Raw genomic sequence first — 24663 nt, 5'->3', positions numbered from 1 at the left:
GCAGGGACCGCGCATTTACAAAAACAAACCAAGCCGGGAAAGGCGCGCTTTCCCGGCCGGTCAACGAGTATAATAGCCTTAGCCGAAGTAGGATTGTAAAGGTCTTACTTCAAGGCGCCCCGCCTTGTGGGCGGCAATGCCTTTGGCTGCTGCGACAGATCCTGCGAGGGTCGTGTAATACGGAACCTTGTTCAAGAGCGCCGCCCGGCGCATCGACCGGCTGTCGGCGATGGCTTGCGCGCCCTCTGTCGTATTGAAGACGAGCTGAACCTCCCCGTTCTTCACAGCATCAACGATATGGGGTCGGCCTTCAAGCACCTTGTTGATTTTCTTCACCGCAATACCCCGCTGCTCCAGATATTTCTGGGTGCCGCCGGTCGCAATGATTGTAAAGCCAGCAGTTTCAAGGCGGCGAACCGCCTCTACAACGCCTTCCTTATCCGCATCCCGTATGGACACGAACACGGTGCCCTGTTCGGGAACCCCGGTGCCGCAGCCGATCTGGGACTTGGCAAATGCGGTGCCGAAGGCCGTATCGAGACCCATGACCTCCCCTGTGGAGCGCATCTCCGGGCCGAGGATCGTGTCGACACCGGGGAACCGGGCAAACGGGAAGACGGCTTCCTTGACCGCGATATGGTCGAGGGTTTTCTCGCTGAGGCCGAACGAGGCCAGGCTCTCGCCCGCCATCACCCGGCTGGCGATCTTGGCAACGGGCTCGCCGATGGTCTTGGCGACAAAGGGCACGGTTCGGGACGCGCGCGGGTTGACTTCCAGAACGTAGATCTCACCGTCCTTGATGGCATATTGCACATTCATCAGGCCGCCGACCTCAAGGGCAAGGGCCATGGCCTTTGTCTGCCGCTTCAGCTCCGCAATCAGATCCTGCGACAGGGAGAAGGGCGGCAGGGAGCAGGCGCTGTCGCCGGAATGGATGCCAGCCTCCTCGATATGCTCCATGATGCCGCAGACAAAAACGTCCTTGCCGTCGCACAGGGCGTCCACATCCACCTCGATAGCGCCTTCCAGATAGCGGTCGAACAGCAGCGGATTGGTGCCCAGAACCGTGTTGATCTGGCCGGTCTTGTCATTGGGGTATTTGGCGCGCACTTCCGCCGGCACCAGCTCGGGCAGGGTGCCGAGCAGGTAGGAATTGAGGGCCTCGTCGTCGCGGATGATCTGCATGGCCCGGCCGCCGAGCACATAAGACGGGCGCACGACCAAAGGAAGGCCAAGCTGGCCGGCAATCAACCGTCCCTGTTCCACTGAATAGGCGATGCCGTTTTCCGGCTGCTTCAGGTCCAGCTTGACCAGGAGCTTCTGGAACCGGTCCCGGTCTTCCGCCAGGTCGATCATGTCCGGCGCGGTGCCCAGGATCGGCACATCCGCTTTCACAAGAGATTGTGCCAGCTTGAGCGGGGTCTGGCCGCCGAACTGGACGATCACCCCGTGCAGCGTGCCGTTCTTCTGCTCGGTTCGGATGATTTCCAAAACGTCTTCCGGGGTCAGCGGTTCGAAATAGAGCCGGTCGGACGTATCGTAGTCCGTGGACACGGTTTCCGGATTGCAGTTGACCATGATGGTTTCATAACCGGCATCGTTCAGGGCGAAGGCCGCATGGCAGCAGCAATAGTCAAATTCGATACCCTGGCCGATCCGGTTCGGGCCACCGCCCAGAATGACCACCTTCTTCTTGTCGGATGGTGCGGCCTCGCAGGCGGGGCTGCCCATGAAGGGGGCTTCATAGGTGGAGTACATATAGGCGGTAGGGGAGGCGAATTCCGCCGCGCAGGTGTCAATGCGCTTATAGACTGGATGAACATCCAGCGCCGTTCTAAGGGCCACCACCTCCTCGGCATCGGTTCCGGCCAGGCTGGCCAGGCGGGCGTCGGAAAAGCCCATGGACTTGAGCTTGCGCATATTGGCCGCATCCCGGGGCAGGCCAACGGTCCGCACCTTGGCTTCCATGGCCAGGATGTCCGCAATCTGCTCCAGGAACCAGGGATTGATGCCACTGGCCTGATTGATCTCCTCAACGCTCATGCCAAGGCGCATGGCCTGGGCCACGTTCAAAAGGCGTGTCGGTGTCGGTGTGGAGACGGCTGCGCGCAAGGCGTTCCGGTCGTCGCCCTGATCAAGGCCCGGAATGTCGGTCTCGTCCAGGCCGTTGAGGCCGGTTTCCAGGCCGCGCAGGGCCTTTTGCAGGCTTTCATTGAAGGTCCGGCCGATGGCCATGACCTCACCGACCGACTTCATGGCCGTGGTCAGGGTGGCTTCGGAGCCGGGGAATTTTTCAAAGGCAAAGCGCGGGATCTTGGTCACGACATAGTCGATGGTCGGCTCAAAGGAGGCCGGGGTCGCGCCGCCGGTAATGTCGTTTTCCAGTTCGTCCAGCGTGTAGCCAACCGCCAGCTTGGCGGCGATCTTGGCGATCGGGAAGCCGGTGGCCTTGGAGGCCAGGGCTGAAGACCGGGAGACACGCGGATTCATTTCAATGACCACAAGGCGGCCAGTGTCGGGATCGACTGCAAATTGAACGTTGGAACCGCCTGTCTCCACGCCGATTTCCCGCAGGACCGCAATCGAGGCGTCCCGCATGATTTGGTATTCCTTGTCGGTCAGGGTCAGCGCCGGGGCAACCGTGATCGAATCGCCGGTGTGAACCCCCATCGGGTCCACGTTCTCGATGGAGCAGATGATGATGCAGTTGTCCGCCTTGTCGCGGACCACTTCCATTTCATATTCTTTCCAGCCTAGCAGGCTTTCATCGATCAAAACCTGGCCGACCGGCGAGGCGTCGATGCCGGAGCGCGCGATGGTCTCGAATTCTTCCCGGTTATAGGCAACGCCGCCGCCCGTGCCGCCAAGCGTGAAGGCGGGACGGATGATGGCTGGCAGGCCGATCTCGTCAAGGGCGCGCATGGCTTCCAGATAGCCCGCATTGCGGTCATATCCGGTGATCTTGCCATTGTCATCGCGGATGGCCGGGGAGGAAGCGATGGCCGCACGCGGGTTCTCCAGACCGATCTTGTCCATGGCGGCCCGGAATTTTTCCCGGTCTTCCGCCTTTTCGATGACGTCGCCGCGGGCACCGATCATTTCCACGCCGTATTTTTCCAGAACGCCCATCTGCTCCAGGTCCAGGGCGCAGTTCAGGGCGGTTTGCCCGCCCATGGTGGGCAGCAGGGCGTCAGGCCGCTCTTTTTCGATGATCCGGGCCACAAGATCCGGGGTGATCGGCTCGATATAAGTGGCATTGGCCAGATCCGGGTCGGTCATGATCGTGGCCGGGTTGGAGTTGACCAGAATGATGCGGTAGCCCTCTTCGCGCAGGGCCTTGCAGGCCTGGGTTCCTGAGTAGTCGAATTCACAGGCCTGGCCGATGACAATCGGGCCCGCGCCAATGATCAGGATGGAAGAGATATCTGTGCGTTTTGGCATCTCGGCTCGCAGCTCGCAGCGGCCAGTCCGGATAAGCACTCGGGCATATTCGGTCTGACACGATCAAGTGGTGAATGACTATGTTGGCTGAGCGCGTCTTATAGGCAAAAGCGCTGCACTAGGAAACCCCGGCGGACCGATAACGGCATGTTTTTCGTATGCCGGGGAAATGGTCCGGAGTCAGTCGGCTTCGACCGGCTCGAGAACCAGGGGCGTTGTCGCTTGACCGTCAAAGTCGCCGATGCCTTTGGACAGGGCGTAACAAGCCAGGCGGATGGATTTGGGGATCTCCACCGGGCGGCCGTCCCGATTGCCTTTTTCATAATATTGGATCATACGCTTTTTCAGGCCCAGCCGGTCAGCTGCATCTTTTTGTTTGAGCCCGAGAGTCCGGCGCCAGGTGCGGAATTGTTGAGGTGTCATTCCAGGCACAGAGGTTTTTGGTTTTGAATCGGGCATTTTCACAATAGTCCACAGTCTCTTCATGTCACACGCGCAGATTTGTCTCTGGCGCTGATTTGATTGACACAAATAACCTGGATCAGGCTTTGTCAATCGGGAAGTGCACAATGTGCTCTTTTTAAGGCGGGGATCTGCCTTCAAGTTGCCGGAAAAAGTTTTTTGATGGCATGAATTGAGGCGTTCCCTAGCAAAAGAAGAACCTAGTCTTATGTTCTAAGTTCGAGCTCTCAGGCTATGTCAGGCGTGTTTTGAAGGCATGTGTTGGGGTGACAAAAGTCCCCTAGAGGTAAAATGTGGAATAATTCTAAAACTGAAGCATCTGATGGGCGCATATCTAAAAAAGAGTATTTATTAAATGTAACGTCTATAAGTTGTGAAACATGACTTATACTTCATGTTTTCGTTGGGGGGGAATGAGTCGGCGGCGAAAGAAACTTTCGCGAAAGGTTAATTTTGACAATATTCTGTTTTATTTGTTTTTTTTGCGTTTCGGCTTAGCGGCGTACCGTAGGGTTCTGAAGTTTTGACTTCCCTAGAATGAAAGCGCGATTTATTGATGCGGCGTTATCGATAATTAATATTTATACCCTTTCGACATCCTTGTGATCAATTAAATTTGGGCGGTTGTCTGCTCTTGTTTCTATTGGAATAATTTTAATTTTCGTTCTTCTGAAATTTTTGCGAAAAATGGTCAATAAATCTCATTTTTTCCTAGATTTTATCTATCAAACGGGTGTATTGGTCTGAATGCTACGTCCCAGTATGTTGATTGGGGCTTTTCGTCATGTGCGATAGCAAAAGCTGAGACGCTGTTTTTTGCAGGGCTAGTGGGACCTGAAAAACCGGAAGTGGGACCGGTTGATCAGGAGCTTTGGAGGAGACAGCAGAACTCGGATCAAAAGAAAAAGATCGGGCTATAAACTATGAACAATGCTGCAACCAATATGGTCGCAATCCCAGACATTGCTGGTGTGGGACTGGACTTGACGCTTGAAGACCGCGTTCTTGCGATCTCTGAGATGTCAGAGCGGTTTAATGTTACGTTGCGTACGCTGCGTTTCTATGAGGAAAAGGGTCTTTTGAACCCTGTCCGCAAAGGGGCGCGCCGGTTCTATGGAACGCGTGACGTGTCGCGGATGCAGGTCATTCTTCAGGCGAAGAAGATCGGTTTGACACTTGCGGAAATCCGTAGGGTGATCAAGTTGGTCGAAGGAAAGACCAACAAGCAGGACCAGTTCAAGGAACTTCAGGAAATCTGCAAAGCACAGCAAGAGATCTTGATCGAACAGAAGCAGATGCTCGACGAGCAGGTTGCAGAAGTCGAGCAGATTCTGATGGCTTTTGACGAGCTGATTGCTTAGGTCAGGTTCCGAATTTCATTCCGTCCCGGTCCCTAAGGGGAGCCGGGGCCGAATGCTTTATAGGCCTTTTAACGTCTAAATCAGGTTGTGCGAACCTATGTTCGCGCTTTCCCTTTGCAGGTTGCTGACGCCTCTCCAGGCTTCGTGACGGGCGGGGGAGCCTCTTTGGGATAGCCTCGCAAGCTTTCACCCTTGCGGGCTGAGATATTCTTTCCTTTCAGGCTGATTTGTCTTTTGTTTGCGCCGAGGTGGTGCGGGCTGCGGTGCCTTTTTCTATTCTGCCACTCTCACCTGATGGACCCATCTGACCGGTTTGGAGGCCTTTCTGAACCGGGAGAGATCTTGCCTGAGCCTGCGTTCGTATCGCGCTGCTGCTTAATTTTGCCCGGTTTTGCAGGAGTGTTTGTCGCGGCGTTGAGTGGTTGATCCATCAAATGAACGTGGATCAGGATTCAGTTCAGCGTCTTGCACTGGAAGATATCTTTGTGTTTCAGAAGAGTTGCGTCGGTTTTCTGAATTTGTTTGGGAATGACTTGATCGGGTTTATGATCATCTTCATCCACTCTTTTAGCGCATGCTTCAGAAAAACAACACGTTCCCTCGCCATAGAGCAAATCGCGTTCAATCTGATTTGCCTTGCGCGTCCTGAAACCAGATTTGTCAATGCAAAAGGCAAACTGGTTTGACGTCAGATGAATGCGGCTCTCTTCAAAGACACGGCGGCACTGACCGTTTTCAGTACCACATGACCGGCCGCGTCATGCGCTTTGGCGGGAGCATTGAAGGCAAAGCTGCGCAATTGCTTTCACCCTGCAGACAGTTGCAAAGGCGGATACGAACCGGTGCCCGCGTCTGCTGAATTGGCCTTCCAAAGACGCGTTGCTCCCGGCCCGTTTTGTCAGGCTGATTTTGCCGATTGCATCAGGTCGGTGAAGCGCTGGAAAAGGTAGTGGCTGTCCCGGGGGCCGGGGGAGGCTTCCGGGTGGTACTGCACAGAAAAGACCGGCTTGTCTTTCATTGCCAGACCGCAATTCGAGCCGTCGAAGAGGGAGACATGGGTCTGCTCGACATTATCCGGCAGGCTCTTGGCATCCACGGCGAAGCCATGGTTCATCGAGGTGATCTCCACCTTGCCTGTGGTGTGATCGAACACGGGGTGATTGGCGCCGTGGTGCCCCTGATGCATTTTCATCGTTTCCCCGCCCAGCGCCAGCGCCAGCATCTGGTGGCCGAGGCAGATCCCGAATGTCGGAACGCCCGCATCGATCACCTGTTTGATCATGCTGACGGAGTAGGTGCCGGTCGCTGCCGGATCGCCGGGACCGTTTGACAGGAACACCCCGTCCGGGGTGTGGGCCAGAACGTCTTCCGCAGTGGCGGTTGCCGGAAGAACGGTCACGTCACAGCCGGCATCGGCAAGAAGGCGCAGAATGTTGCGCTTGATGCCAAAGTCGATGGCAACCACCTTGAATTGGCCGCCTTTTGCTTCTCCGAAGCCTTTGTCCCAGGCCCAGGTGGTCTGGGACCAGGAATGGGACTGGGTGGTGGAAGCGTCCTTGGCCAGATCCATGCCCACCAGCCCTGGCCAGTCGGCGGCCGTTGCCGTCAGCGCGTCCACATCAAATCTTCCGTCCGGTGCATGGGCGATCACCCCGTTGGGGACCCCTTTCTCGCGGATGAGGGCGGTGAGGGCCCGTGTGTCCACGCCGCAAATGCCGATCAGGTTCCGGCTCCTGAGCCAGGTGTCCAGATGTCGCGCCGCCCGGTAATTGGCCGGATCGGTGATACCGGCCGCAAGCACAACGCCCCGGATGCCGCTGTCAGCCGCCATGTTGACGGTTTCAATGTCCTCGTCATTGGTGCCGACATTGCCGATATGGGGAAAGGTGAAGGTGATGATCTGGCCGGAATAGGACGGGTCTGTCAGGATCTCCTGATAGCCGGTCATGGCAGTGTTAAAGCAAATCTCACCAACGGCTTGGCCGGTGGCGCCAAGGCCCTGGCCCTTGATGATGCTCCCGTCGGAAAGCACAAGCAGGGCGGTCGCCGGGGTCTCAGACCATGCGTCTGCAGTCGTCATGTCTTGTATCCAGAGTCTGTTGGTGACATCATGCGCTGCAGGAAAGGCGTCTGGGGCAGGCCGAAAAGTCTGCATCTGGCCGCCTGCATTAAGCGCGGGACTCTATGGGAAGCGGCTTGGATCGTCAATATTGATCCGTTGAAAAAAGATCATTAAAATTCAAAGGCTTGACTGACCGCTTGAAAAGAGTGCCCGTGCACTCGCGGCCTCAGTGCGGCAGGGGTAGGGTGAACCATGCGCGATGAATTGCGCGACAAAATCAATGCTGCGCTGAAAGAAGCGCAGGCTGGAGACGACAAGCGCAGGTGCGCAACCTTGCGGCTGATCCAGACAGCCGTCAAAGACCGGGAAGCGGCTGCCCGTGAGAATGGCAGGGACGGGGTCGGTGAGGCGGAAATTGTCGAGATCCTGCAAAAGATGGTCCGCCAGCGGGAAAGCTCTGCGGAGGAATTCGAGACCGGAGGTCAGCTGGACCTGGCCGAACAGGAGCGGCAGGAACAGGAAATCCTGCGGGAATTCCTGCCTGTTCAGCTGAGCGATGACGAGATCCGGGATCTGTGTGAGAGCACGCTCAAGGACATTGATGCCCATGGCCTGCGTGACATCGGGCGCTGCATGAGCGAGCTGAAGGCACGCTATCCGGGTAAGATGGATTTTGTGCAGGCGTCCTGTTTCGTCAAGGACATGCTCCGGGCCAACGGAAATGGCAGCCAGGCCAAACCCGGGGGGGATGAAGCCGGCACGGACTGACGCCGGCCGCTCCCTGGAACATCTGGTGGAGCTTGGCAGGGGCCCAAGCCTTTTCGCCAAACATGCCTTTTCACCAATGGGTGGGAAGGCTCTCTATCAACAGGTCATCCAAAATGGGACACCTAAGGGCCCATCCCTCTGGCGTGGGCGGGGAAGACTGTTTATTTTGGGAGACCCCCGGCGGCGGTAAGCGGCACCGCCGGTCGGCTATGTTTCTTTGAGCCTGCTCAACCCAATGAACCTGGCAAACCGATCCGAACATGCGTTTTGAACCGCGTCTCCTTGATGAAATCCGCGCCCGGCTGACCCTGTCGGATATTGTCGCGCGCCGGGTGACCTGGGACCGCCGCAAGACCCAGCCGGGCAAAGGGGATTATTGGGCTTGCTGCCCGTTCCATCAGGAGAAGAGCCCGAGTTTCCATGTCGATGACCGGCGCAACCGCTACAAATGTTTTGGCTGCGGGGCCTCCGGCGACCACTTCACGTTTCTTTGCGAGACGGAAGGCCTGAGCTTTCCTGAATCCGTTGAACGGCTTGCCGAACAGGCAGGCGTTGCGCTGCCGGCGCCAGATCCCCAAGCCGCCCGGCGAGAGAAAAAACGGGCCGGGCTGGCCGATATTTGTGAAATGGCCGCCCAGTTCTTCCAGGCCGAATTTGCCGGTGGCCGTGGGGCCGGAGCCCGCTCCTATGTTCAAAAAAGGGGGCTGACCCCGGAAATCCTGTCGGAATTCCGCTTTGGCTTTGCGCCGGACAGCCGGGATGCGCTGAAGTCCTATCTTGCTGCGCGGGACGTGCCGGAAGCGGCCATGGTGGAAGCCGGGCTGACCATCAAGCCGGAGGACGGGCGCCCGGCCTATGACCGGTTCCGGGGGCGCTTGATGATCCCCATCCATGACGAGCGTGGCCGGGTGGTGGCCTTTGGCGGGCGTACGCTTTTGCCCGACGGTCAGCCGAAATATCTGAACTCCCCCGAAACGCCGCTTTTTCACAAAGGGGTGATGCTGTTCAACGCCCACCGGGCGCGCGAACCAGCCTTCAAGGCCGGGGAGGCGGTCGTGGTGGAAGGCTATATGGATGCCATAGCGCTGTGGCAGGCAGGCATCCGCCATGTGGTGGCCTCCCTGGGCACGGCCTTCACTGAAGACCAGGTGGTGCGCCTGTGGAAATTTGCGCCTGAACCGGTGATTTGCTTTGACGGTGATGCGGCTGGGGTCTCGGCTGCCCACCGGGCGATTGACCGGATTTTTCCCGTGCTCAAGAGCGGGTATTCGTTCCAGTTCTGTTTTCTGCCGGACGGCATGGACCCGGATGATCTGATCAAGCAGCGGGGGCTGACCGGCTTTCAGGAGGAAGTTGCCAAGGCGCAGGCGCTGTTTGATGCGGTCTGGGAGCGTGAGATATCCGTGTCGCGGCTGGACACGCCGGAGCGCAAGGCCGCCTTGGAAAAGCGTTTCGATGATCTAATCGCGACCATCCGCGATGAGCGGGTGCGTCGTCGCTATCAGCTGGATCTGAAATTCAAGCTGTCGAACCTGTTTTTCGAACAGGCCCGCCAGAGCCGGAAAGGGGGCAAGGGGGGCAAGGGCGCGGAAACCTCCCCCTCCCTGAAAGAGGGGCGGGAGCGGGTGGCCGCCAGCAATGACTTTGGAACGGAGCGGCTGGTTCTGGGCCTTGGCCTGCGCTTTCCACATTTGCTCGACAAGAATTTCGAGCGCTTTTCGCGCCTGCCTTTCACCAACGAACTGCACCGGCAGGTGCGGGACATTTTATGCCGCATTGTCGACGATCTGGAAGACGCGCCCGTGGCCGAGCTCATTTCGGGTTTTGAGGAGCCGCTGCGCGTCATTATGGAAGAGATGATGCTGGAGACGATCGGCCTGCAGGAGCAACGCCAGGCAGAGTTCTTTGCCTTGAACCACCGTTTCCCGCTTCTGAAATCCAACCCGCCTGAGGATTTTGTCGAAGCCGCTTTCGTTCATTTCCTTGATCTTCTGGAGCTCAATGCGCTGGAAGAGGAATTGTCGGGGGAACTGGCCGAGGCGGACGAGCAACTGGACGAGCAGTCCTGGTCGCGCATTCAGGCGCTCACCCAGGATTTGAGCCGCCGTCGGGAGGAGTGCGCCCGCGACGAAGCGGATCTTGCTGAACGGGCAAAGAAAATCAGATCCGCCCCGCCGATGGCCGCGGCCCAGTAGGGCCTGGCTTGCCAGACGGGATCCCGCCGGACAGGCTTCGTTTGCAGTGGAAGGCTCTGCAACATGTGTGTGAGCCGAGAAAAAGTGCATTTTCTGATTGACCAATGACGAATCAGGCTTGCGAATCACGCTCACCGAGCTAAATAGAAGTTTTGCAGCCCTCAAAGCGCCGCAGCTCAAAGCCAGCTGGCGGCAGATAGTCTGAACAACGCTGCAAACCCGTTGAATACCGCTCGGCGCTTCCCGGTCTGGAAGCTCTGAAAAAGAAGGCTGTGAGCGTCATTGATTCAGAATTTTGTCAATGGTGATGCGGACACGGTTAATTGGGACTTAAGGGACACGGCTTACAAATCTATTCAAACTGATTCTTCCGGACGCGGCCGCAACAGATGCTGGCGCGCTGGAGTTGAGCTGATTTTAAGCCGGTAATGGGGCGTGCGTGGCCTTTTGGGCCACGAACTGGAGCACGATATGGTAGCGAAAGCGACACAAGCAGACGAGACGCAGGAATCAGGTGCGGACGGCCCGGACGGCCCGCTGCTCGACCTCTCGGATGCAGCCGTCAAGAAGATGATAAAGGCCGCCAAAAAACGCGGCTATGTCACTTATGATGAATTGAACGAGGTTCTGCCGTCAGAGCAGGTTTCTTCGGAGAAGATTGAAGACACCATGTCCATGCTGTCGGACATGGGCATCAATGTGATCGATTCCGAAGAGGCGGAAGAGGGACCGGAGGAAGTGGACGGGGGTGAGCTGGTCGCAGCGAATACCACCGCCGTAGCCAAGACCACCACGGCAAAGGAACCGGCCGACCGGACCGATGACCCCGTGCGCATGTATTTGCGCGAAATGGGCTCGGTCGAGCTTCTGTCACGCGAAGGCGAGATCGCAATTGCCAAGCGTATCGAGGCGGGTCGGGAAGCCATGATCGCGGGGCTGTGTGAAAGCCCGCTAACATTCCAGGCTATCATCATCTGGCGTGACGAACTGAACGAAGCCCAGGTGCTTCTGCGCGATATTATCGATCTGGAAGCCACTTACGCCGGTCCGGACGCCAAGGCGGGGCCTGCCGTGGCCAACGACGATGTGGCGCCGGGCGAGCAGTCCGGGGAAAAGGCGGCCGAGAGCGGTGCCTCCGAAGACACGGAAGCCGAAGGCGGGGAAGGCGAGAGCGAAGAGGACGACGACGAGTTCGAGGCCAATGTCTCTCTGTCCGCCATGGAAGCCGAGCTGAAGCCGGGCGTTCTGGAAACGTTCGACAACATCGCCGACAATTACAAGAAGCTGCGCCGTCTGCAGGATCAGCTGGTTGAAAACAAGCTGGCCAACAAGACCCTGTCGCCGAGCCAGGAGCGCCGCTACAAGAAGCTGAAGGAAGACATCATTGTTGATGTGAAAAGCCTTTCGCTCAACCAGAACCGTATTGATGCTCTCGTTGCCCAGCTATACGACATCAACAAGCGGCTGATGGGCTATGAGGGCCGCCTCCTGCGTCTGGCCGACAGCTACAATGTCGACCGGACCGACTTCCTGAAACAGTATCAGGGGGCCGAGCTGGACCCGAACTGGCTGCGCAAGGTGGCAAACCTGTCCACCCGTGGCTGGAAAAACTTCATTGCCAAGGAAAAGGAAACCGTTCGCGAACTGCGTCAGGAAATCCAGACGCTCGCCACCGAAACGGGCCTTGAAATCACCGAATTCCGCCGCATCGTGGCCATGGTGCAAAAGGGCGAGCGCGAAGCACGCATCGCCAAGAAGGAAATGGTCGAGGCCAACCTGCGTCTCGTGATTTCCATTGCGAAGAAATATACCAACCGCGGCCTGCAATTCCTCGATTTGATCCAGGAAGGCAATATCGGCTTGATGAAGGCGGTGGACAAATTCGAATACAGGCGCGGCTACAAGTTCTCCACCTATGCGACCTGGTGGATCCGGCAGGCCATTACACGTTCGATTGCCGATCAGGCCCGCACCATCCGGATTCCGGTCCATATGATCGAGACGATCAACAAGATTGTGCGGACCTCGCGCCAGATGCTGCATGAAATCGGCCGCGAGCCGACCCCGGAAGAGCTGGCTGAAAAGCTTCAGATGCCGCTGGAAAAGGTCCGCAAGGTTCTGAAGATTGCCAAGGAGCCGATTTCCCTCGAAACGCCGATTGGCGATGAGGAAGATTCGCATCTGGGCGACTTCATCGAGGACAAGAATGCGGTTCTGCCCATCGACGCGGCCATCCAGTCGAACCTGCGCGAAACCACAACCCGCGTTCTGGCATCCTTGACGCCGCGCGAAGAACGCGTTTTGCGCATGCGCTTCGGCATCGGCATGAACACTGATCACACGCTGGAAGAAGTCGGGCAGCAGTTCTCGGTCACCCGGGAACGTATCCGCCAGATCGAAGCCAAGGCGCTGCGCAAGCTGAAGCATCCGAGCCGGTCCCGCAAGCTGCGCTCGTTCCTCGACAGCTAACGCCCATCGCGTGTCACCGGATTTGTCTTTCGCTATCTGAACTCAGAGAGTTCACCGCGAATGACAAACCGGTTTCCCGGTAGAACACGGCACGCTATCAGGCTGTTTTTAAGGGAAGGCGGTGGACATTTCCGCCTTCCGGTCTCGCGTCCGGAGGTTGTCAGCCGGACTGTCAGGGCCTGTGCTTCCCTGAAGACGGGTCTCTCTTCCTGCACTTTTCCTTTGGTCCCGGTTTTCGGGGGATCAGGGCCCTCCCCCTTGGCAGTTGCCCCAGAATCGCTCCAAGTGGGTGCTTGAAACAGGCGTCCCTGGGGACGGGGTCAGACCCGGTCAACAGGCTATGGCCCGGCAGAACGGCTCGCTCTGAGTGGTTTTGCGCACTTTCGGATGTGAAACCGTTGTCTGTTCTGGCTGGAAGTGCTCTGGAAGATATGCCCCTTTTGACAGTTTCTGTTCGAGGCGTCTTTTGACGATAACCGCAGATGTGAACCGGCCGGTGCCGGATCCGGGAAAGACTGACCGGCTGGACTTTGTCTGGGGTCTGCTGGCTGCCATTTTGCTGCATGGTCTGGTGGCGCTGGTGCTGCTGGGCAAGATCTCCGGCTACGAAACCCAGCCGGGCCAGACGCCGATTGACGTTCAGATTGTCCCGGTGCCCGAACTGCAGCTGCCGGAAGAGACAACACCGCCCGAACCGCAGCAGGAAACGCCAGCCGCCGAAGAGCCACCTGCGCAGGACCAGCCCCCGGAGCAGGACCAGCCACAGGATCAAGCGCAGGAGCAGGAGCAGCAAGTGCCGCCGGAGCAGACCCGGCAGCAACTCCAGGAGCAGGCAGAAGAAAAACCGCAAGAGCCAGAGCCCGAACCGGCCCCTGAAGAAGAACCTGCGCCCGCGCCGGCAGAGACCGCTGACGCCGAGCCGGCAGCCTCCGTGATGCAGCCGGTGCAGGAATTTGCCGAAGAGGACAGTGCTCCGGCCCAGACTTCCGACGCACCGCTGGCCGAACCGCAGGACACGGCCCCGGATGCTGAAACCACCAGCCAGGATCAAAGTGCGCCTGCCGATGTGCGGCCGGGCGAGGGGCCGGAGGCCGAGGCGCCCGGGGTGGTGACGGATAACACCACACAGGAGCCTGCACAGGAGAGCCAGGCGGATGCCGGGGAGCAGTCTGGCGCTGCTGGGGCCGCTGACGGGGAGACGGATCAGGGCACGGAAGACGCCGCGCCGGAGGATCTTGCGGCTCAGCCCCCGCCAGAAACAAGCGAAGACGTGCAGGACGAGGTTCAGTCGCAAGACCAGGCGGAGACGGATCTGGGAGAAGAGGTGGACCCGCTGGCCGGGCCGCAAAGCGGGACCGCGAGCACACAGTTGCCCGTTCCGGAAGTGAAGCCGCAGGAAACCGGGGACGCGGGGACCGGGGCTGAGGTGAATGTCGGCGAGGCAGACGAGATCGCGCCGGAGGATTATGGAACCGTCGGCCCCATTGTGACGGCGGCGGTGCCCGCCTTGAAACCGCCAGCGCCCTCCCGTCGCCAGACGGGCCGACAGGGCCAAAGGCAGGGCGGCGGCGGCGGTCAGCGCCGGGAGGCCCCGTCGGGCGGTGGCGGCGGTGGCAATCTGATCGCTGCGCGCCAGCTTTATTCCAGTGACATTCTCGGGGACCAGCGCGCCCGCACCGCCATGCGCGGCATGCCAGAGGGCCAGCGGCTCAATCTGTTATGCATGACGGAGTTGCGCGCCCAGTTGAGCGCGGCCAGCGCGGTGCCGCCAGAGCTTTTGCCCAGCTTCCGGCCGCGCGGTGGCACTGTTCTGGAGCCCCGCCGGGCGGCGTTCCGCAGCCTCGGGCGCTGGTTTGACGTGTCGTTCCGCTGTGAAACCGACAGCGGCGTAACAAGGGTGGAAAAATTTGGTTTCCGGATCGGCAATGAAATTCCGAAGTCACAATGGCTCAGCCGGGGGCTGACGGGATTTTAAAACAAACCGCGTTGAATTGGGTGTGGCTTTGCCGTTGGCGGACTGAAATCATAGCTTCTCATGCAAAAGACTAAATGACTTCAATCCGCACGAACGCGGTACGCTCTGAACTGGCTCACTGGATCTTCATATCGACAACAACCACGGAGGCCCGCTCCGTGTTGCCGGGAAAGCCGAAGCTGATTTTTGTCGTGTCGTCCGACACGGACAGGTAGGCAGGATCGCCCGCAAGCCCGCTGGCGGGCGAGGGGGTGAAATCCACATGGCCTTTATAGGCAGCCTCCACCTCGCTCTGGTGCACCTGGACCTGCGGGGACAGCTGGCAGACAAGTACGGCGCTCTTGGCCTTGGGGGATTTCGGATAGCGCAACTCGCAGCCGGTGAAGAGCGAGCCGGGCGCCATTTTGCCTTCATAGGTCTGGTGATAGGCCGTCATCTTGCGGGTCGGCTGGAACTCGCCGGTTAGCAGCACCCCGAGGCGGTCCGGGTCGAGTGTCTTTTCCAGTGCAATTGCTTCGACTGTCTTGCGCAGATCCTGAAATTTTGTCGTGGCCATGGCTGCTCCGCAGATCGGCAGGAGGAACGAAAGGGTGAGCGTTTTGAAAAAAGCGCTAGTTCTGCGCCCGGTCATAATGCGCACCGTACTGTCTTTCGTAGAAATCCCTGTAAGATTCATTGGTTGTACTGGTTGTCTCGCCGTCCAGAAAGGTGCCGCCGATTTCCTCTCTGGCGGCTTCCCGGTCCCCGGTCCTTTGATAGTCTTCGTAGGATCTTTGATAATCGGCGTGATTGTCCGAATTGCCGGAGATCCCGATATCCGGCCCGCCATTGGCGGCGATTTCGTTGCGCGCCTCGATGTTGGAAAGCGTTGCTTCCCCTTCCCCGCGCACCCGCTGATTTGTGTTGGCTTCGATATATTCCTCGCGGGTCAGGCCGTCCGGGGGCACAGCTGGTCCGGTGTCAAAGGCCGCATGCCCGGCCTCGTGGGACAGGCTCCTGACCTGGTCTTCCGCCGACCGTCCTTCGCTTGTGTCGATATACATCGTCTTTTCAGCGCGGTTGGTGGCCGAGCCGCCGCCATCGCGCCCTTCGATTGTCCAGCCATCCTGCAAAAGGCCGTCCACCTTGGCGCTCAAACTGGGGGAGAGGGCAACCAGATCATCCACATCGGCGCCCAGCCCCGTTGTCACACCGGCGGCCGGGCTGCCGCCACCGCTTCCCGCAGACGTGCCGATCAGCACGGTGACGAAGCCGGTCGCAATCATGCCGCCATGGTTGGTCTTGTCCGTGATCCGCGCCGCCGGCGAGCCCCCGACGAGAACATTCCAGGCCCCGGTGATGATGGTGGCAGGGCCGCCCGCCGCACAGACAGAAATATCCCCGACCCGGGCCTGGGGCATCTTGCCGGTGAGAACCCTGGGGCAGCAGGGCGGGATGATCGGACCGCCCACATGGGGCACGGGCACGACGGCGGGGGTCATCATCGGACAGGCGGTCATATCGGTCACGCGCGCGGCTGGAAATCCCATGTGTCAGGCAATCCTTTGCATTGAACGTGCCCCAGTGTCGGCGCAGACCGCGCACCCGTCAATGCCGCTACGTCACACTTTGCGCTGTTGCCCGCTCTTCTTGTCTGAGCCGGTGCCGCAGCACCAGCATGGCCCCGGCGGGCAGGAGAGACAGGGCTGCCGGGATGAGAAAGACGACGGGGCCGGACCGGGCGATGGCCTCATGGGTCACCAGTGTGCCGGTTTCCGGAGGCACGAGACCGCTTAAGACGGCAATGAGACCGGCAAAACCGCCGCCGATCGCTATTCCGGCAGAAGACAGGGCCGGGAGGATGCTGGAGACCAGATCCCGTTCCGTGTCTTGCGCAGAATACATCAGGCTGCGCAGCAGGATCTGGTTGTACAGGCCGTGACCGGCTCCGGCCACCAGCGCAGCCAGCACAAACAGTGGCAAGGAGGCCACCACAAGAGCTGCGGCAGTCAGCACCATCCCGGCGCTCACGAGCACGGGACCGGTGACGAGATAGGTGAGTTCCCGGGCCCGGGACGGCGCACGGGACGAGATCCAGGCGAAAAAGGACCAGGCAAATGCCAGGCTTGCGGCGACATAGCTGGCCTGGGTGACGCCAAGCCCCCAGAAGACTTGCCCAAATGTGGTCATGAAGAGGGCGCGCACGGCCACGGTTGCGGACATCAGGAACGCGATCCAGGTGCCCAGCCCAATCAGGGTCCGGGGTCTGAATGCATCCTTCGGGAAGAGGCGCGGGCGGCTGCCCCGGTCGAGTTTCAGCAGAAGTGCGGCGGTTGCCAGACCGGTGAGGGTGGTTGCGGCAAGTGGCAGCGGCTCATGGATGTTTCCGATCAGGGTCAGCAGAAGAATGGTGAGGGTCAAAAGTGCAAGGCGCAGCGGCAGCCGGGGGCCTGACCGGACAGATGTTCCGTGAGTGGCACGGCCCAGTGCGGGCGCTGTTTCCGGCAGGGCCGAATTCATCAAGAGGAACAGAACCACGGTCAGGGGTATGTTGACAAGAAAAGCTGCCCGCCAGGACCAGACCTCGGTGAGCATTCCGGCCGAGACCGGGCCAATTCCGGCGGCGAGCGCCCAGACCCCGGCCAGCAGCGCGAAGACACGCGGGGCGGCCGCTGCGGGAAACAGGTCCGGGATCAGGGAATAGCACAGCGCGACAATCATGCCTTCCCCAAAGCCCTGCAGCGCCCGCCCGGCGATCAGGCATTCCAAAGACGGGCTGAGACCGGCCAGGACCGATCCGGCCGCCAGAAGGCAGGTGGCGGCGAGAAAGGGCAGCCGTGCCCCGTGCCGGATCTTGGCCGCCCCTGTGAGGCATCCCGCCAGAAGGGCCATGATTTCAAAGGAACTGAAGACCCAGAAAGCCCGGTCCTGACCGCCAAGGTCGCGCAGGATGTCCGGCAGAACTGCTGTTGTCACAAAACCGTTCAAGGCATGGGAGCCGACACCCAGAATGAGCGCCAGCGTGCTGGCGATCCGGCCCGGCGTGAACAGGGATGTGGTGAGAGAGCTGCCGGTGGCGGGCCGCCGCGCAGGCGAAAAGACAGACATGGGAACCTCAATATGAAAAGATATTCCTTTCTAAATTAGGCGTTCAAATATAGAAAGCAAAATATTATTTTATTTCGGGGCGAGACAAAAAGGGCCTGTTGAAGCGGCCTCAGCGCACTTCGCGTTCTGGATTTGGAGCAAATCGCTTTTGATTGGATGTGTCTTTCGCGGCCTGACCTCAGAGATGTCAACGCAAGAGACAAGGCCGCTTGACAGCGGTTGCACGCGTTAGACTCTTTAACCATCCCAGGTGCTAGACCGGTCTCCGGTTCCGTTGATCTGGCGCCAGATCAACGAGGGTCTGATGTCAGGGCGAGAAAACCGGGTGGAACGGAGGCGGCAAGCCAGACACCGTTGTCTGTCCGGTAGAACACATGCCCGTTTGCGGCCATGTCACCGGCCTGAACCGTCAGGATCACCGGCTTTCCATGGCGCCTGCCAACGCTCAGGGCGGTGTCTGTGTCGCCGGACAGGTGCACATGATGCCGTTTCATCGGCTTGAGCCCATCCTTAAGGATCGCAGGCAAGAACCGCTCAGCGGTACCGTGGAAAAGACGATCCGGGGGGAGGACCGGGGCAAGGCCCAGATCGACAGAGACGGAATGACCCTGTCTCGCCCGGATCTGGTGCCCGTCTCCGGAAAATTCATACCGTTTCTTGTCGTTGGTCTGAACGAGGGCGGTCAGCCTGGCTCTGTCACAGGCAAGGCCCTTTTTGTTGAGCGCTTCCAGCAGAGCGGCCACATCGGCCCAGCCGGCACGGCTCAGGTCAAGCCCGGCATCCTCCGGCTTGTGGCGCAGCCAGAAAGACATTTGTTTTGAGATTTTTTTATCGTCAGTCATTGTTCTTGATCACTTTTTTAAATTGGGTGTCGCGCCTTGCCCGGCGCTGTTTCGTTTTAGGCGGCTCTTGGGGGCAGTCCGGAAGGGGCGAGGGGCCGGGAAAATGGCCCCCAAACGGCAAAAAACAGCGCAGAGTGCTCCGCGCCGTTTTGCCCTCAAGCTGCCGGTTCGTCCCGCAGCTTGACGAGGTCGTTCATCAGGCCGCCGGTGCCGTTGTGGACCGTCAGGCGGTCCACCTTTCCGGCAATGGCTTCCAGCGCTTCCAGTTCCTTGAGCCGCAGCATGACCGGGTTTTCGGCCATCACCTTGGCAGTGTTCAGCAGCGAACGGGTCGCGTTGGTTTCTTCGCGGCGCCGGATCACGTTAGCTTCGGCTTCCTTTTCAGCCGTCACCACCATGTTCAGGATCTCGCGCATGTCGCCCGGAAGGATCACATCCTTGAGGACGATGTCGGAGATCTCCACCCCGATCTCGGCCATATCAGCCTTGATCCGAGCGGTCGCATCCGCATTGACCTCTCCCTTGCGTTCCAGGATCTGATCCAGCTTCATGGCGCCCAGCTGTTTGCGGAACACCATCTGCAAGGCCCGGTGCAGCGTGACGGTGAATTCCTTCACCTCGGTCGCCGCCTTCACCGGGTCCACCACGCGGTAATCCGCAGACAGGTTGATCCGGATCGTGACCCGGTCGAGGGTCAGGACTTCCTGACCGGTGACGTCCAGGTTCTGGCGCATCATGTTGATGAGCCGCTGGGTCACCGTCCGGCCGACCTTCCAGAACCCGTGCACGCCGGGCGCAAGGGTCCGGACCAGCACGCCGTCAAGAAAGAGCAGCGCAACGTTACCTTCAGAAACCGGAACAACCACGTAGTGCTGTCCGAGCTTGGCCTCGCCCAGCCGACGCATCAGCTGCGGTGGCAGCTGCGGTTCCGCCTCCGTGTCGACCAGCTCATGGGTCCATGGTCCGGCATCGGTCCACAGAACCAGCCGGGTATCAGGCCCAAGGACTGTGTGCAGGCGGCCGTCCCGCTGGATGATGGCGACTTCGCCGGGGCCCGTCCGGATAACGGTCAGGTGCTTTTTGGCCACATCCGGGAGTTTGTCGAAAAGCGCTTTCTCATATCCGGACTTGAACTCGGGCTGCGTTAGCGGGTGCCGGTCGACCACAAGCGTGCCGTCTCCCTTGGCCAGAATGTGCTCGCCAGGCCCCAGAATGCCCTGGAGCTCGCCTTTTACAAGGTGCAGCGCCCGTTCGTTTTCGGAAATCAATACGCGGGTCCGCCCGCGGATCTTGTCGAGAAAAGTCATCATTTCATTACTCCTTCCATGGCTCTAAGGCACGTGGCTGTCCTTTCTCGGGTTTCGGATAGTTTGAGGTTGACGATGTCCGGAGCGCCGGGATCGGCGTGCCGGGATGAAAACGGTTGGGCAGGGGTGTCCTGCCAAAAAGCGGGAGACCTGAAGCGAGCACGAGGGCTTGCGGCGGGGGACCGGCCAGAGGGCCTTGCGGTGGACCGGTAGGGCGCGCCCATTCGAAAACAGGTGGTTGCGGCCGGTCCACGGCGCGGACTTGGGCGGACACCGGACGGAAGACCTGGCTCTGGCAGACCGGTGCGGGCACCCGCAGGCGCACGTCCGCCTGCCTCCGCAAGCTCCCTTCAGATCCCATGTTGTAAAACAGCTTAAAGCTGCCGCCCCGCGAGGAGCGGATCGGGAGTCGAACCCGAACGCAAAGCGTTGACCTTTGTGGCGGGGATCGAACCCGCCGCCTCCGGATTACCAGTCCAGCGCTTTATACCAACCACACATGACAGAGACCCATCTGACCGGTTTTGGAGGTCTTTCGGCGAGGCGCAGATCGCAGCGCGATACCGGTATCGGGCAAGATCTGCAACAAAGTCCGAAGGGGCTCCCAAACCGGCCTCCGGTGGCTTTTTCCAACCTGCCGGACAGCGTTGCGCTGCTTGAACGGCCAACCAGGCCGTCCTGCACACCGCGCCTTGCCTGCAAATTGGAAAAAGCCATCAGATAGGTCTCTATCAAGTGTGATTGGTATAACCACATGAGCTAACCAAGTACACATGACAGGACTTGAACCTGTGACCTTCGGGCAACAATCCCGATGCTCTACCTGCTGAGCTACATGTGAGGTCACCAACCCATCTGAGCAGCATCCGGACGTGAAGACGGCAGGGCCGGATCACGCGGGCGGCAGGAAATAGCCTTTCCAAAGACGTCTGCGCCAGATTTTCTGATCGGTGGCGATGTCATACGCCGAAAGCGGAGCTGCGTTCAAGTTACAATTTTATGATCTTCCGAGCATGTGCTTTTTGAGTAACGTTTAGTTGCATTTTGGCAACTATTAGCTTCGGGCGGGCCGGGATGAGCAGATGTCCATTTGGATAAATTCCAGGAAGGATTTGTAAACCAGCGCTGCCGCTTTCCTCTTGCGCTGCAGCGGGCCCGGAGGCACACTCGGCCCGATTGCCATCCTGCCTTTGTGAGATCCCATGCCCAACAAGCAATCGCGCTTTCTCATTGATACTTATTTCGCTGCTTTTAATGCGGGCGATACCAAAAAGATGGAAAGCCTCGTCGCGGAAGACCTGGTTCATGATGTCAACCAGGGTGAACGCCGGATCGGGAAGGACAAGTTCTGGTCTTTCAATGTGCATATGAGCCGCTGTTACAAGGAGCGGCTGTCGGACATTGTTCTGTTCGTCAATCGCGACGGCACCCGAGCGGCGGCCGAGTTTGTCGTCCACGGCACCTATATCGACACCGATGAAGGCCTGCCGGAGGCCCAGGGGCAAACCTACGATCTGCCCGCAGGGTCCTTCTTTGAGATCCGGGACGGCAAGATCGCCCGCATCACCACCTATTACAATCTTCAGACCTGGATCGATCAGGTCAAAGGGGCCGGGGAACCTGTCCCGGCTGCGGGCTGACCCGGTCCGGTCCTCCCTGATCTTTCCTTGACCTTTCTGGCTGCCGGTCATCTGCGCAGCCTGCTTTGCTCTGCTCTGATCTGGCGTCGCATCTTGCAGGCTGCGGGCCGGTTTGCCTGCGCGCCCGTTGACAGGGCTTTAAAAACTATATAACTAGAAATATGGTTATATAGTGAGAGGCAGGAATGGATCTGGAAGAAGCGGCACAAGGGTTTGCTGCCCTGGGGTCTGAAGCGCGTCTTCAGGTGGTTCTGACGCTGGTCAAGGCGGGGCAGGGCGGATTGACGGTGGGCGATATTCAGGCCCGCACCGGCATGGCGGCGTCCACCTTGGCGCATCATCTCAGGTTTCTCGCCTCGGCGGGCCTGGTGGTGCAGGAAAAGGATGGCCGGTCGGTGGTGAGCCGGGCGGCCTTCGGCCATCTCCAGAACCTTGCCGGTTATATCTTGAAAGAGTGCTGCGCGGACGAAACCCGCTGATACCAGGCCCAAGAAGGATGAAGGCATATGTCAGAGACTGCTGAGCGGATCGAGCTTGAGGCGGATGGTAGCGGCGCCAGCAGCTGCGCCCCGAAAACCACTTGTTGCCCGGGCGCGGACGCGCCCACAAGCTGGTGGCAGCGCCTGCCCGCAAAGGACTGGCTCCTGTCGACCTGGACCCTTGTTGTGGGCGGCCCGGCGCTGGTGCTGGTGCTCGACCGGATGCAATTCGTGCCCTTTGTGACATTCGCGGTCACAGCGTTTCTCGGCACGCTGCCTTATATTGCCTTTGCGGTGGTCCTGATTGCCTGGCTGAAGGCGGCTGGCGCCGAAGCCTATGTCGGCCGGGCGTTTGAAGGACGCGAGACCCAGGCGATCCTGCTGGCGGCCCTCTTTGGCGGGCTTGCTCCTTTCTGTTCCTGCGAGGTCATTCCCTTCATTGCCGGGCTGCTGGCCGTGGGAGCGCCCTTGTCGGCCATCATGGCCTTCTGGCTGTCCTCGCCGCTGATTGATCCGCCCACCCTGCTGATCACCGCAGGCGCCCTTGGCTGGCCCTTTGCCATCGGCAAGGCGGTGTTTGCCGTGGCGCTTGGTCTGTTTGGCGGCTTTCTGGTCTCCCTTCTGACCCGGTCTGGCGCCTTTGCCAATCCGGTCCGGCCCGGCTCCGTGGCCAGCGGCTGCGGCTGCGGCGCCTCGCCCAAAACCGGCCGTCCCGTCTGGGCTTTCTGGAGGGAGGCGGATCGCACTGCCTCGTTTTTTGGCGAGCTGAAATCCAATGCGTTCTTTCTGGTGAAATGGCTCGCCCTTGCCTATGTGCTGGAGGCTGCGCTCGTCACCTATGTTCCGGCCAGCCTCATTGCCGGGGCCGTGGGCGGGGACGGCATTGGCGCCATCGTGATCTCGGCCCTTGTCGGCATGCCCGCTTACCTCAACAGCTATGTGGCCCCGCCGCTCCTGTCCGGCCTGATGGACCAGGGCATGAGCGCGGGGGCGGCCATGGCCTTCATGATTGCCGGTGCGGTCAGCTCCATCCCGGCCATGGCGGCGGTCTGGTCGCTGGTCAAGCCGAAAGTGTTTGCCACGTATCTGGGCCTTGGCTTTGCCGGTGCGGTGCTGTCCGGCCTGATTTTCCAGCTTGTGATCTGAGAGAGCAACAATGCAGACGTCTGTTTCCGTAACCATTGCCCCTCATGATGGCGGGGCGCGCCAGTTGCTGGTCCCGGCCGGCATCCCGACCCCGCATCAAACGCCGGTCTCCTTCAAGGTGTCCGGCGGAGGGATGGAATTGAGCGGCGAGACCGCCACCGGCCAGATGGCGGCACTGATCACGCCGGAGCCGGGCCAGCCGGTCACGGTCACCTATCTGTTCCAGGACGGTGGCTCCGGGTATCCGGACGCCCTGTTCACCCCGCGCCTCAACCGCTATACGCGGGCCGCGCGGGATCTGGTGGCGGATGCAATCTCCATCGCGGAGGCCGCAGGGGATGGTCATGGCGCCATTCAGGCGCTGGTGAATGCGGCTGCGGAAAAATTCCACTACGCCCATCCGAAGGTGCGCTTCAATGATGGCTGCGAGGAAATTCCCTATTTGGCCTGCGGCACTACGGAAGGCTCCTGCGTGGACATCAACACCTATCTGATCGCCTCCCTGCGGGCTGCCGGGTTTCAGGCGGGCTATGTCTATGGCTATTTCTTCCCGGACGAAAAGAACGGCACCTGCGAAGACGGCCATTGCTGGGTGGTCACCCGCCACGACGGCGTGGTGCTGGAATGGGACATTGCCCACCATTTGAAACTGGGCACCCGGGACATCTGCTGCGGGCTGAACCCAAAGCCGGGCCGCCGCGTTGCCACGGCCCATTCCATGGGGCTCACCTTTCCGGCGTTGGGGGTCACGGACACCAAGCTCCTCGGCGAGCCGGCCTGGGTGTCTCCGGACGGGACCCTTCTGCCAGCCGATCTGGATATTTTCAGCACCCTGATCCCGGACAGCGCCGCAGCCGCGTGACGGCGCCGGAGACGCCTCGGGAGGCGCCTCGGGCACGCCTCCGGCAGGTCTGGGGCAAGGGGGGACGGCTGGCTTCTGAGGGGGCCAGCTTGCCGTCCCGGCCTTAGCGTAGCGAAGAGCCGGGACCCGGTAGAGGAGGGCGCGCTGTCAAGGCGGCGGGCGCCTGCGGCCGATGCCCTTGCCCGCACCTTCCGTTACGAAAAGAGTTGCAGGCCCGGGAGGGATTTGCAACTTTGCGGTGCTGTAACGGGATTAGGGCGCGGGCGTGGCACTTACAATTTCGTCAAAAGAGGGCCTGAAAGAATGGCTCCAGGACAAACCGGCTGACTGGGCGCAGGTGATTGCCGTTCGAGCGGCACTTAGAGTGCAGCCGCTGAGCTATCTGGTCACCGGATCGTCTGTCAAAGTGCCTATACAAAAAGATTTGCTTTTGCAGGTTTTCCGGGCGAGCCTCATATCCTGGGCTGCGCGCAAATATCCAGCCCAGGATATGGTACCCGCCGCCGCCGCCGCCGCCGCCGCCGCCTACGCCGCCGCCGCCACCGCCACCGCCGCCTACGCCGACGT

General features: G+C 59.9%; 18 protein-coding genes and 1 tRNA gene. 10 read left to right on the top strand and 9 right to left on the bottom strand.

What is annotated here, in order from left to right:
• Window positions 1-78: 78 nt before the first annotated feature.
• Window positions 79-3441: a carbamoyl-phosphate synthase large subunit gene (gene carB, locus ACXAH0_RS11555; RefSeq protein WP_475191358.1), complete on the bottom strand. Its 3363-nt coding sequence runs from the start codon at window positions 3439-3441 to the stop codon at window positions 79-81.
• Window positions 3442-3621: 180 nt separating this feature from the next.
• The gene (locus ACXAH0_RS11550; RefSeq protein WP_475174681.1) at window positions 3622-3864 is read right to left on the bottom strand and encodes a helix-turn-helix domain-containing protein; all 243 of its coding nucleotides are present in this window, start codon (window positions 3862-3864) and stop codon (window positions 3622-3624) included.
• A gap of 962 nt (window positions 3865-4826) precedes the next feature.
• On the opposite strand from ACXAH0_RS11550, the gene ACXAH0_RS11545 reads away from it, so the two are divergent.
• Window positions 4827-5264, top strand: coding sequence for a MerR family transcriptional regulator (locus tag ACXAH0_RS11545; RefSeq protein WP_475174679.1), 438 nt, complete (start codon window positions 4827-4829; stop codon window positions 5262-5264).
• Between the two features lie 898 nt (window positions 5265-6162).
• Here the strand turns inward: ACXAH0_RS11545 and carA are convergent.
• Window positions 6163-7344: a glutamine-hydrolyzing carbamoyl-phosphate synthase small subunit gene (carA, locus tag ACXAH0_RS11540; RefSeq protein WP_475191356.1), complete on the bottom strand. Its 1182-nt coding sequence runs from the start codon at window positions 7342-7344 to the stop codon at window positions 6163-6165.
• Window positions 7345-7590: 246 nt separating this feature from the next.
• On the opposite strand from carA, the gene ACXAH0_RS11535 reads away from it, so the two are divergent.
• The 4 genes from ACXAH0_RS11535 (at window position 7591) to ACXAH0_RS11520 (ending at window position 14733) form a co-directional block, all read left to right on the top strand.
• On the top strand, window positions 7591-8094 hold the full coding sequence (locus ACXAH0_RS11535) for a GatB/YqeY domain-containing protein (protein WP_475174989.1): 504 nt from the start codon (window positions 7591-7593) through the stop codon (window positions 8092-8094).
• A gap of 260 nt (window positions 8095-8354) precedes the next feature.
• A complete protein-coding gene (gene dnaG, locus ACXAH0_RS11530) occupies window positions 8355-10289 on the top strand; it encodes a DNA primase (protein ID WP_475174674.1) in 1935 nt (644 codons plus the stop codon).
• A gap of 471 nt (window positions 10290-10760) precedes the next feature.
• The gene (rpoD, locus tag ACXAH0_RS11525) at window positions 10761-12758 is read left to right on the top strand and encodes an RNA polymerase sigma factor RpoD (protein ID WP_475174672.1); all 1998 of its coding nucleotides are present in this window, start codon (window positions 10761-10763) and stop codon (window positions 12756-12758) included.
• A gap of 466 nt (window positions 12759-13224) precedes the next feature.
• On the top strand, window positions 13225-14733 hold the full coding sequence (locus ACXAH0_RS11520; protein WP_475191353.1) for a DUF930 domain-containing protein: 1509 nt from the start codon (window positions 13225-13227) through the stop codon (window positions 14731-14733).
• A gap of 115 nt (window positions 14734-14848) precedes the next feature.
• Here the strand turns inward: ACXAH0_RS11520 and ACXAH0_RS11515 are convergent, their stop codons facing one another.
• From ACXAH0_RS11515 to ACXAH0_RS11490, 6 genes are all read right to left on the bottom strand, one after another.
• Complete coding sequence (locus ACXAH0_RS11515) at window positions 14849-15289, bottom strand: hypothetical protein (RefSeq protein ID WP_475191350.1); 441 nt, start codon at window positions 15287-15289, stop codon at window positions 14849-14851.
• Between the two features lie 55 nt (window positions 15290-15344).
• Window positions 15345-16262 carry a PAAR domain-containing protein gene (locus ACXAH0_RS11510; protein ID WP_475174664.1) on the bottom strand — a complete coding sequence of 306 codons (918 nt, stop codon included), beginning with the start codon at window positions 16260-16262 and terminating at the stop codon, window positions 15345-15347.
• Between the two features lie 67 nt (window positions 16263-16329).
• Entirely contained in the window at window positions 16330-17820 is a 1491-nt protein-coding gene (locus tag ACXAH0_RS11505; protein WP_475191347.1) for an MFS transporter, read from the bottom strand.
• 290 nt (window positions 17821-18110) lie between these two features.
• A complete protein-coding gene (locus tag ACXAH0_RS11500) occupies window positions 18111-18662 on the bottom strand; it encodes an RNA 2'-phosphotransferase (RefSeq protein WP_475191344.1) in 552 nt (183 codons plus the stop codon).
• Between the two features lie 155 nt (window positions 18663-18817).
• Complete coding sequence (locus ACXAH0_RS11495; protein ID WP_475191562.1) at window positions 18818-19969, bottom strand: slipin family protein; 1152 nt, start codon at window positions 19967-19969, stop codon at window positions 18818-18820.
• A gap of 768 nt (window positions 19970-20737) precedes the next feature.
• Window positions 20738-20809 (bottom strand) — tRNA-Thr (locus ACXAH0_RS11490).
• Window positions 20810-21171: 362 nt separating this feature from the next.
• Between ACXAH0_RS11490 and ACXAH0_RS11485 the strand changes: the two genes are divergently transcribed.
• The 5 genes from ACXAH0_RS11485 to ACXAH0_RS11465 form a co-directional block, all read left to right on the top strand.
• Complete coding sequence (locus tag ACXAH0_RS11485; protein ID WP_475174658.1) at window positions 21172-21609, top strand: ketosteroid isomerase-related protein; 438 nt, start codon at window positions 21172-21174, stop codon at window positions 21607-21609.
• A 185-nt stretch (window positions 21610-21794) separates the two neighbouring features.
• Window positions 21795-22088 (top strand): ArsR/SmtB family transcription factor, encoded by a 294-nt coding sequence (locus ACXAH0_RS11480; protein WP_475191340.1) that lies wholly within the window; start codon window positions 21795-21797, stop codon window positions 22086-22088.
• A gap of 27 nt (window positions 22089-22115) precedes the next feature.
• Window positions 22116-23234: a permease gene (locus ACXAH0_RS11475; RefSeq protein WP_475191337.1), complete on the top strand. Its 1119-nt coding sequence runs from the start codon at window positions 22116-22118 to the stop codon at window positions 23232-23234.
• A 10-nt stretch (window positions 23235-23244) separates the two neighbouring features.
• Window positions 23245-24096: a transglutaminase domain-containing protein gene (locus ACXAH0_RS11470; protein ID WP_475191335.1), complete on the top strand. Its 852-nt coding sequence runs from the start codon at window positions 23245-23247 to the stop codon at window positions 24094-24096.
• Between the two features lie 265 nt (window positions 24097-24361).
• On the top strand, window positions 24362-24663 hold a 302-nt coding region (locus tag ACXAH0_RS11465), incomplete at its 3' end, for a hypothetical protein (RefSeq protein ID WP_475191334.1).

Source organism: Roseibium sp. AWQ4_290, from assembly GCF_056160985.1.
The sequence above is the reverse complement of the archived record's forward strand: the minus strand, read 5'-3'. Positions and strand labels throughout refer to the sequence as shown.

What these genes read in the sequence shown, in the direction of transcription:
- carB (WP_475191358.1), bottom strand. Translation starts at nt 3,441, where the DNA reads ATGCCAAAACGCACAGATATCTCTTCCATCCTGATCATTGGCGCGGGC.
- ACXAH0_RS11550 (WP_475174681.1), bottom strand. Translation starts at nt 3,864, where the DNA reads ATGACACCTCAACAATTCCGCACCTGGCGCCGGACTCTCGGGCTCAAA.
- ACXAH0_RS11545 (WP_475174679.1), top strand. Translation starts at nt 4,827, where the DNA reads ATGAACAATGCTGCAACCAATATGGTCGCAATCCCAGACATTGCTGGT.
- carA (WP_475191356.1), bottom strand. Translation starts at nt 7,344, where the DNA reads ATGACGACTGCAGACGCATGGTCTGAGACCCCGGCGACCGCCCTGCTT.
- dnaG (WP_475174674.1), top strand. Translation starts at nt 8,355, where the DNA reads ATGCGTTTTGAACCGCGTCTCCTTGATGAAATCCGCGCCCGGCTGACC.
- rpoD (WP_475174672.1), top strand. Translation starts at nt 10,761, where the DNA reads ATGGTAGCGAAAGCGACACAAGCAGACGAGACGCAGGAATCAGGTGCG.
- ACXAH0_RS11515 (WP_475191350.1), bottom strand. Translation starts at nt 15,289, where the DNA reads ATGGCCACGACAAAATTTCAGGATCTGCGCAAGACAGTCGAAGCAATT.
- ACXAH0_RS11510 (WP_475174664.1), bottom strand. Translation starts at nt 16,262, where the DNA reads ATGGGATTTCCAGCCGCGCGCGTGACCGATATGACCGCCTGTCCGATG.
- ACXAH0_RS11505 (WP_475191347.1), bottom strand. Translation starts at nt 17,820, where the DNA reads ATGTCTGTCTTTTCGCCTGCGCGGCGGCCCGCCACCGGCAGCTCTCTC.
- ACXAH0_RS11500 (WP_475191344.1), bottom strand. Translation starts at nt 18,662, where the DNA reads ATGACTGACGATAAAAAAATCTCAAAACAAATGTCTTTCTGGCTGCGC.
- ACXAH0_RS11495 (WP_475191562.1), bottom strand. Translation starts at nt 19,969, where the DNA reads ATGACTTTTCTCGACAAGATCCGCGGGCGGACCCGCGTATTGATTTCC.
- ACXAH0_RS11485 (WP_475174658.1), top strand. Translation starts at nt 21,172, where the DNA reads ATGCCCAACAAGCAATCGCGCTTTCTCATTGATACTTATTTCGCTGCT.
- ACXAH0_RS11480 (WP_475191340.1), top strand. Translation starts at nt 21,795, where the DNA reads ATGGATCTGGAAGAAGCGGCACAAGGGTTTGCTGCCCTGGGGTCTGAA.
- ACXAH0_RS11475 (WP_475191337.1), top strand. Translation starts at nt 22,116, where the DNA reads ATGTCAGAGACTGCTGAGCGGATCGAGCTTGAGGCGGATGGTAGCGGC.
- ACXAH0_RS11470 (WP_475191335.1), top strand. Translation starts at nt 23,245, where the DNA reads ATGCAGACGTCTGTTTCCGTAACCATTGCCCCTCATGATGGCGGGGCG.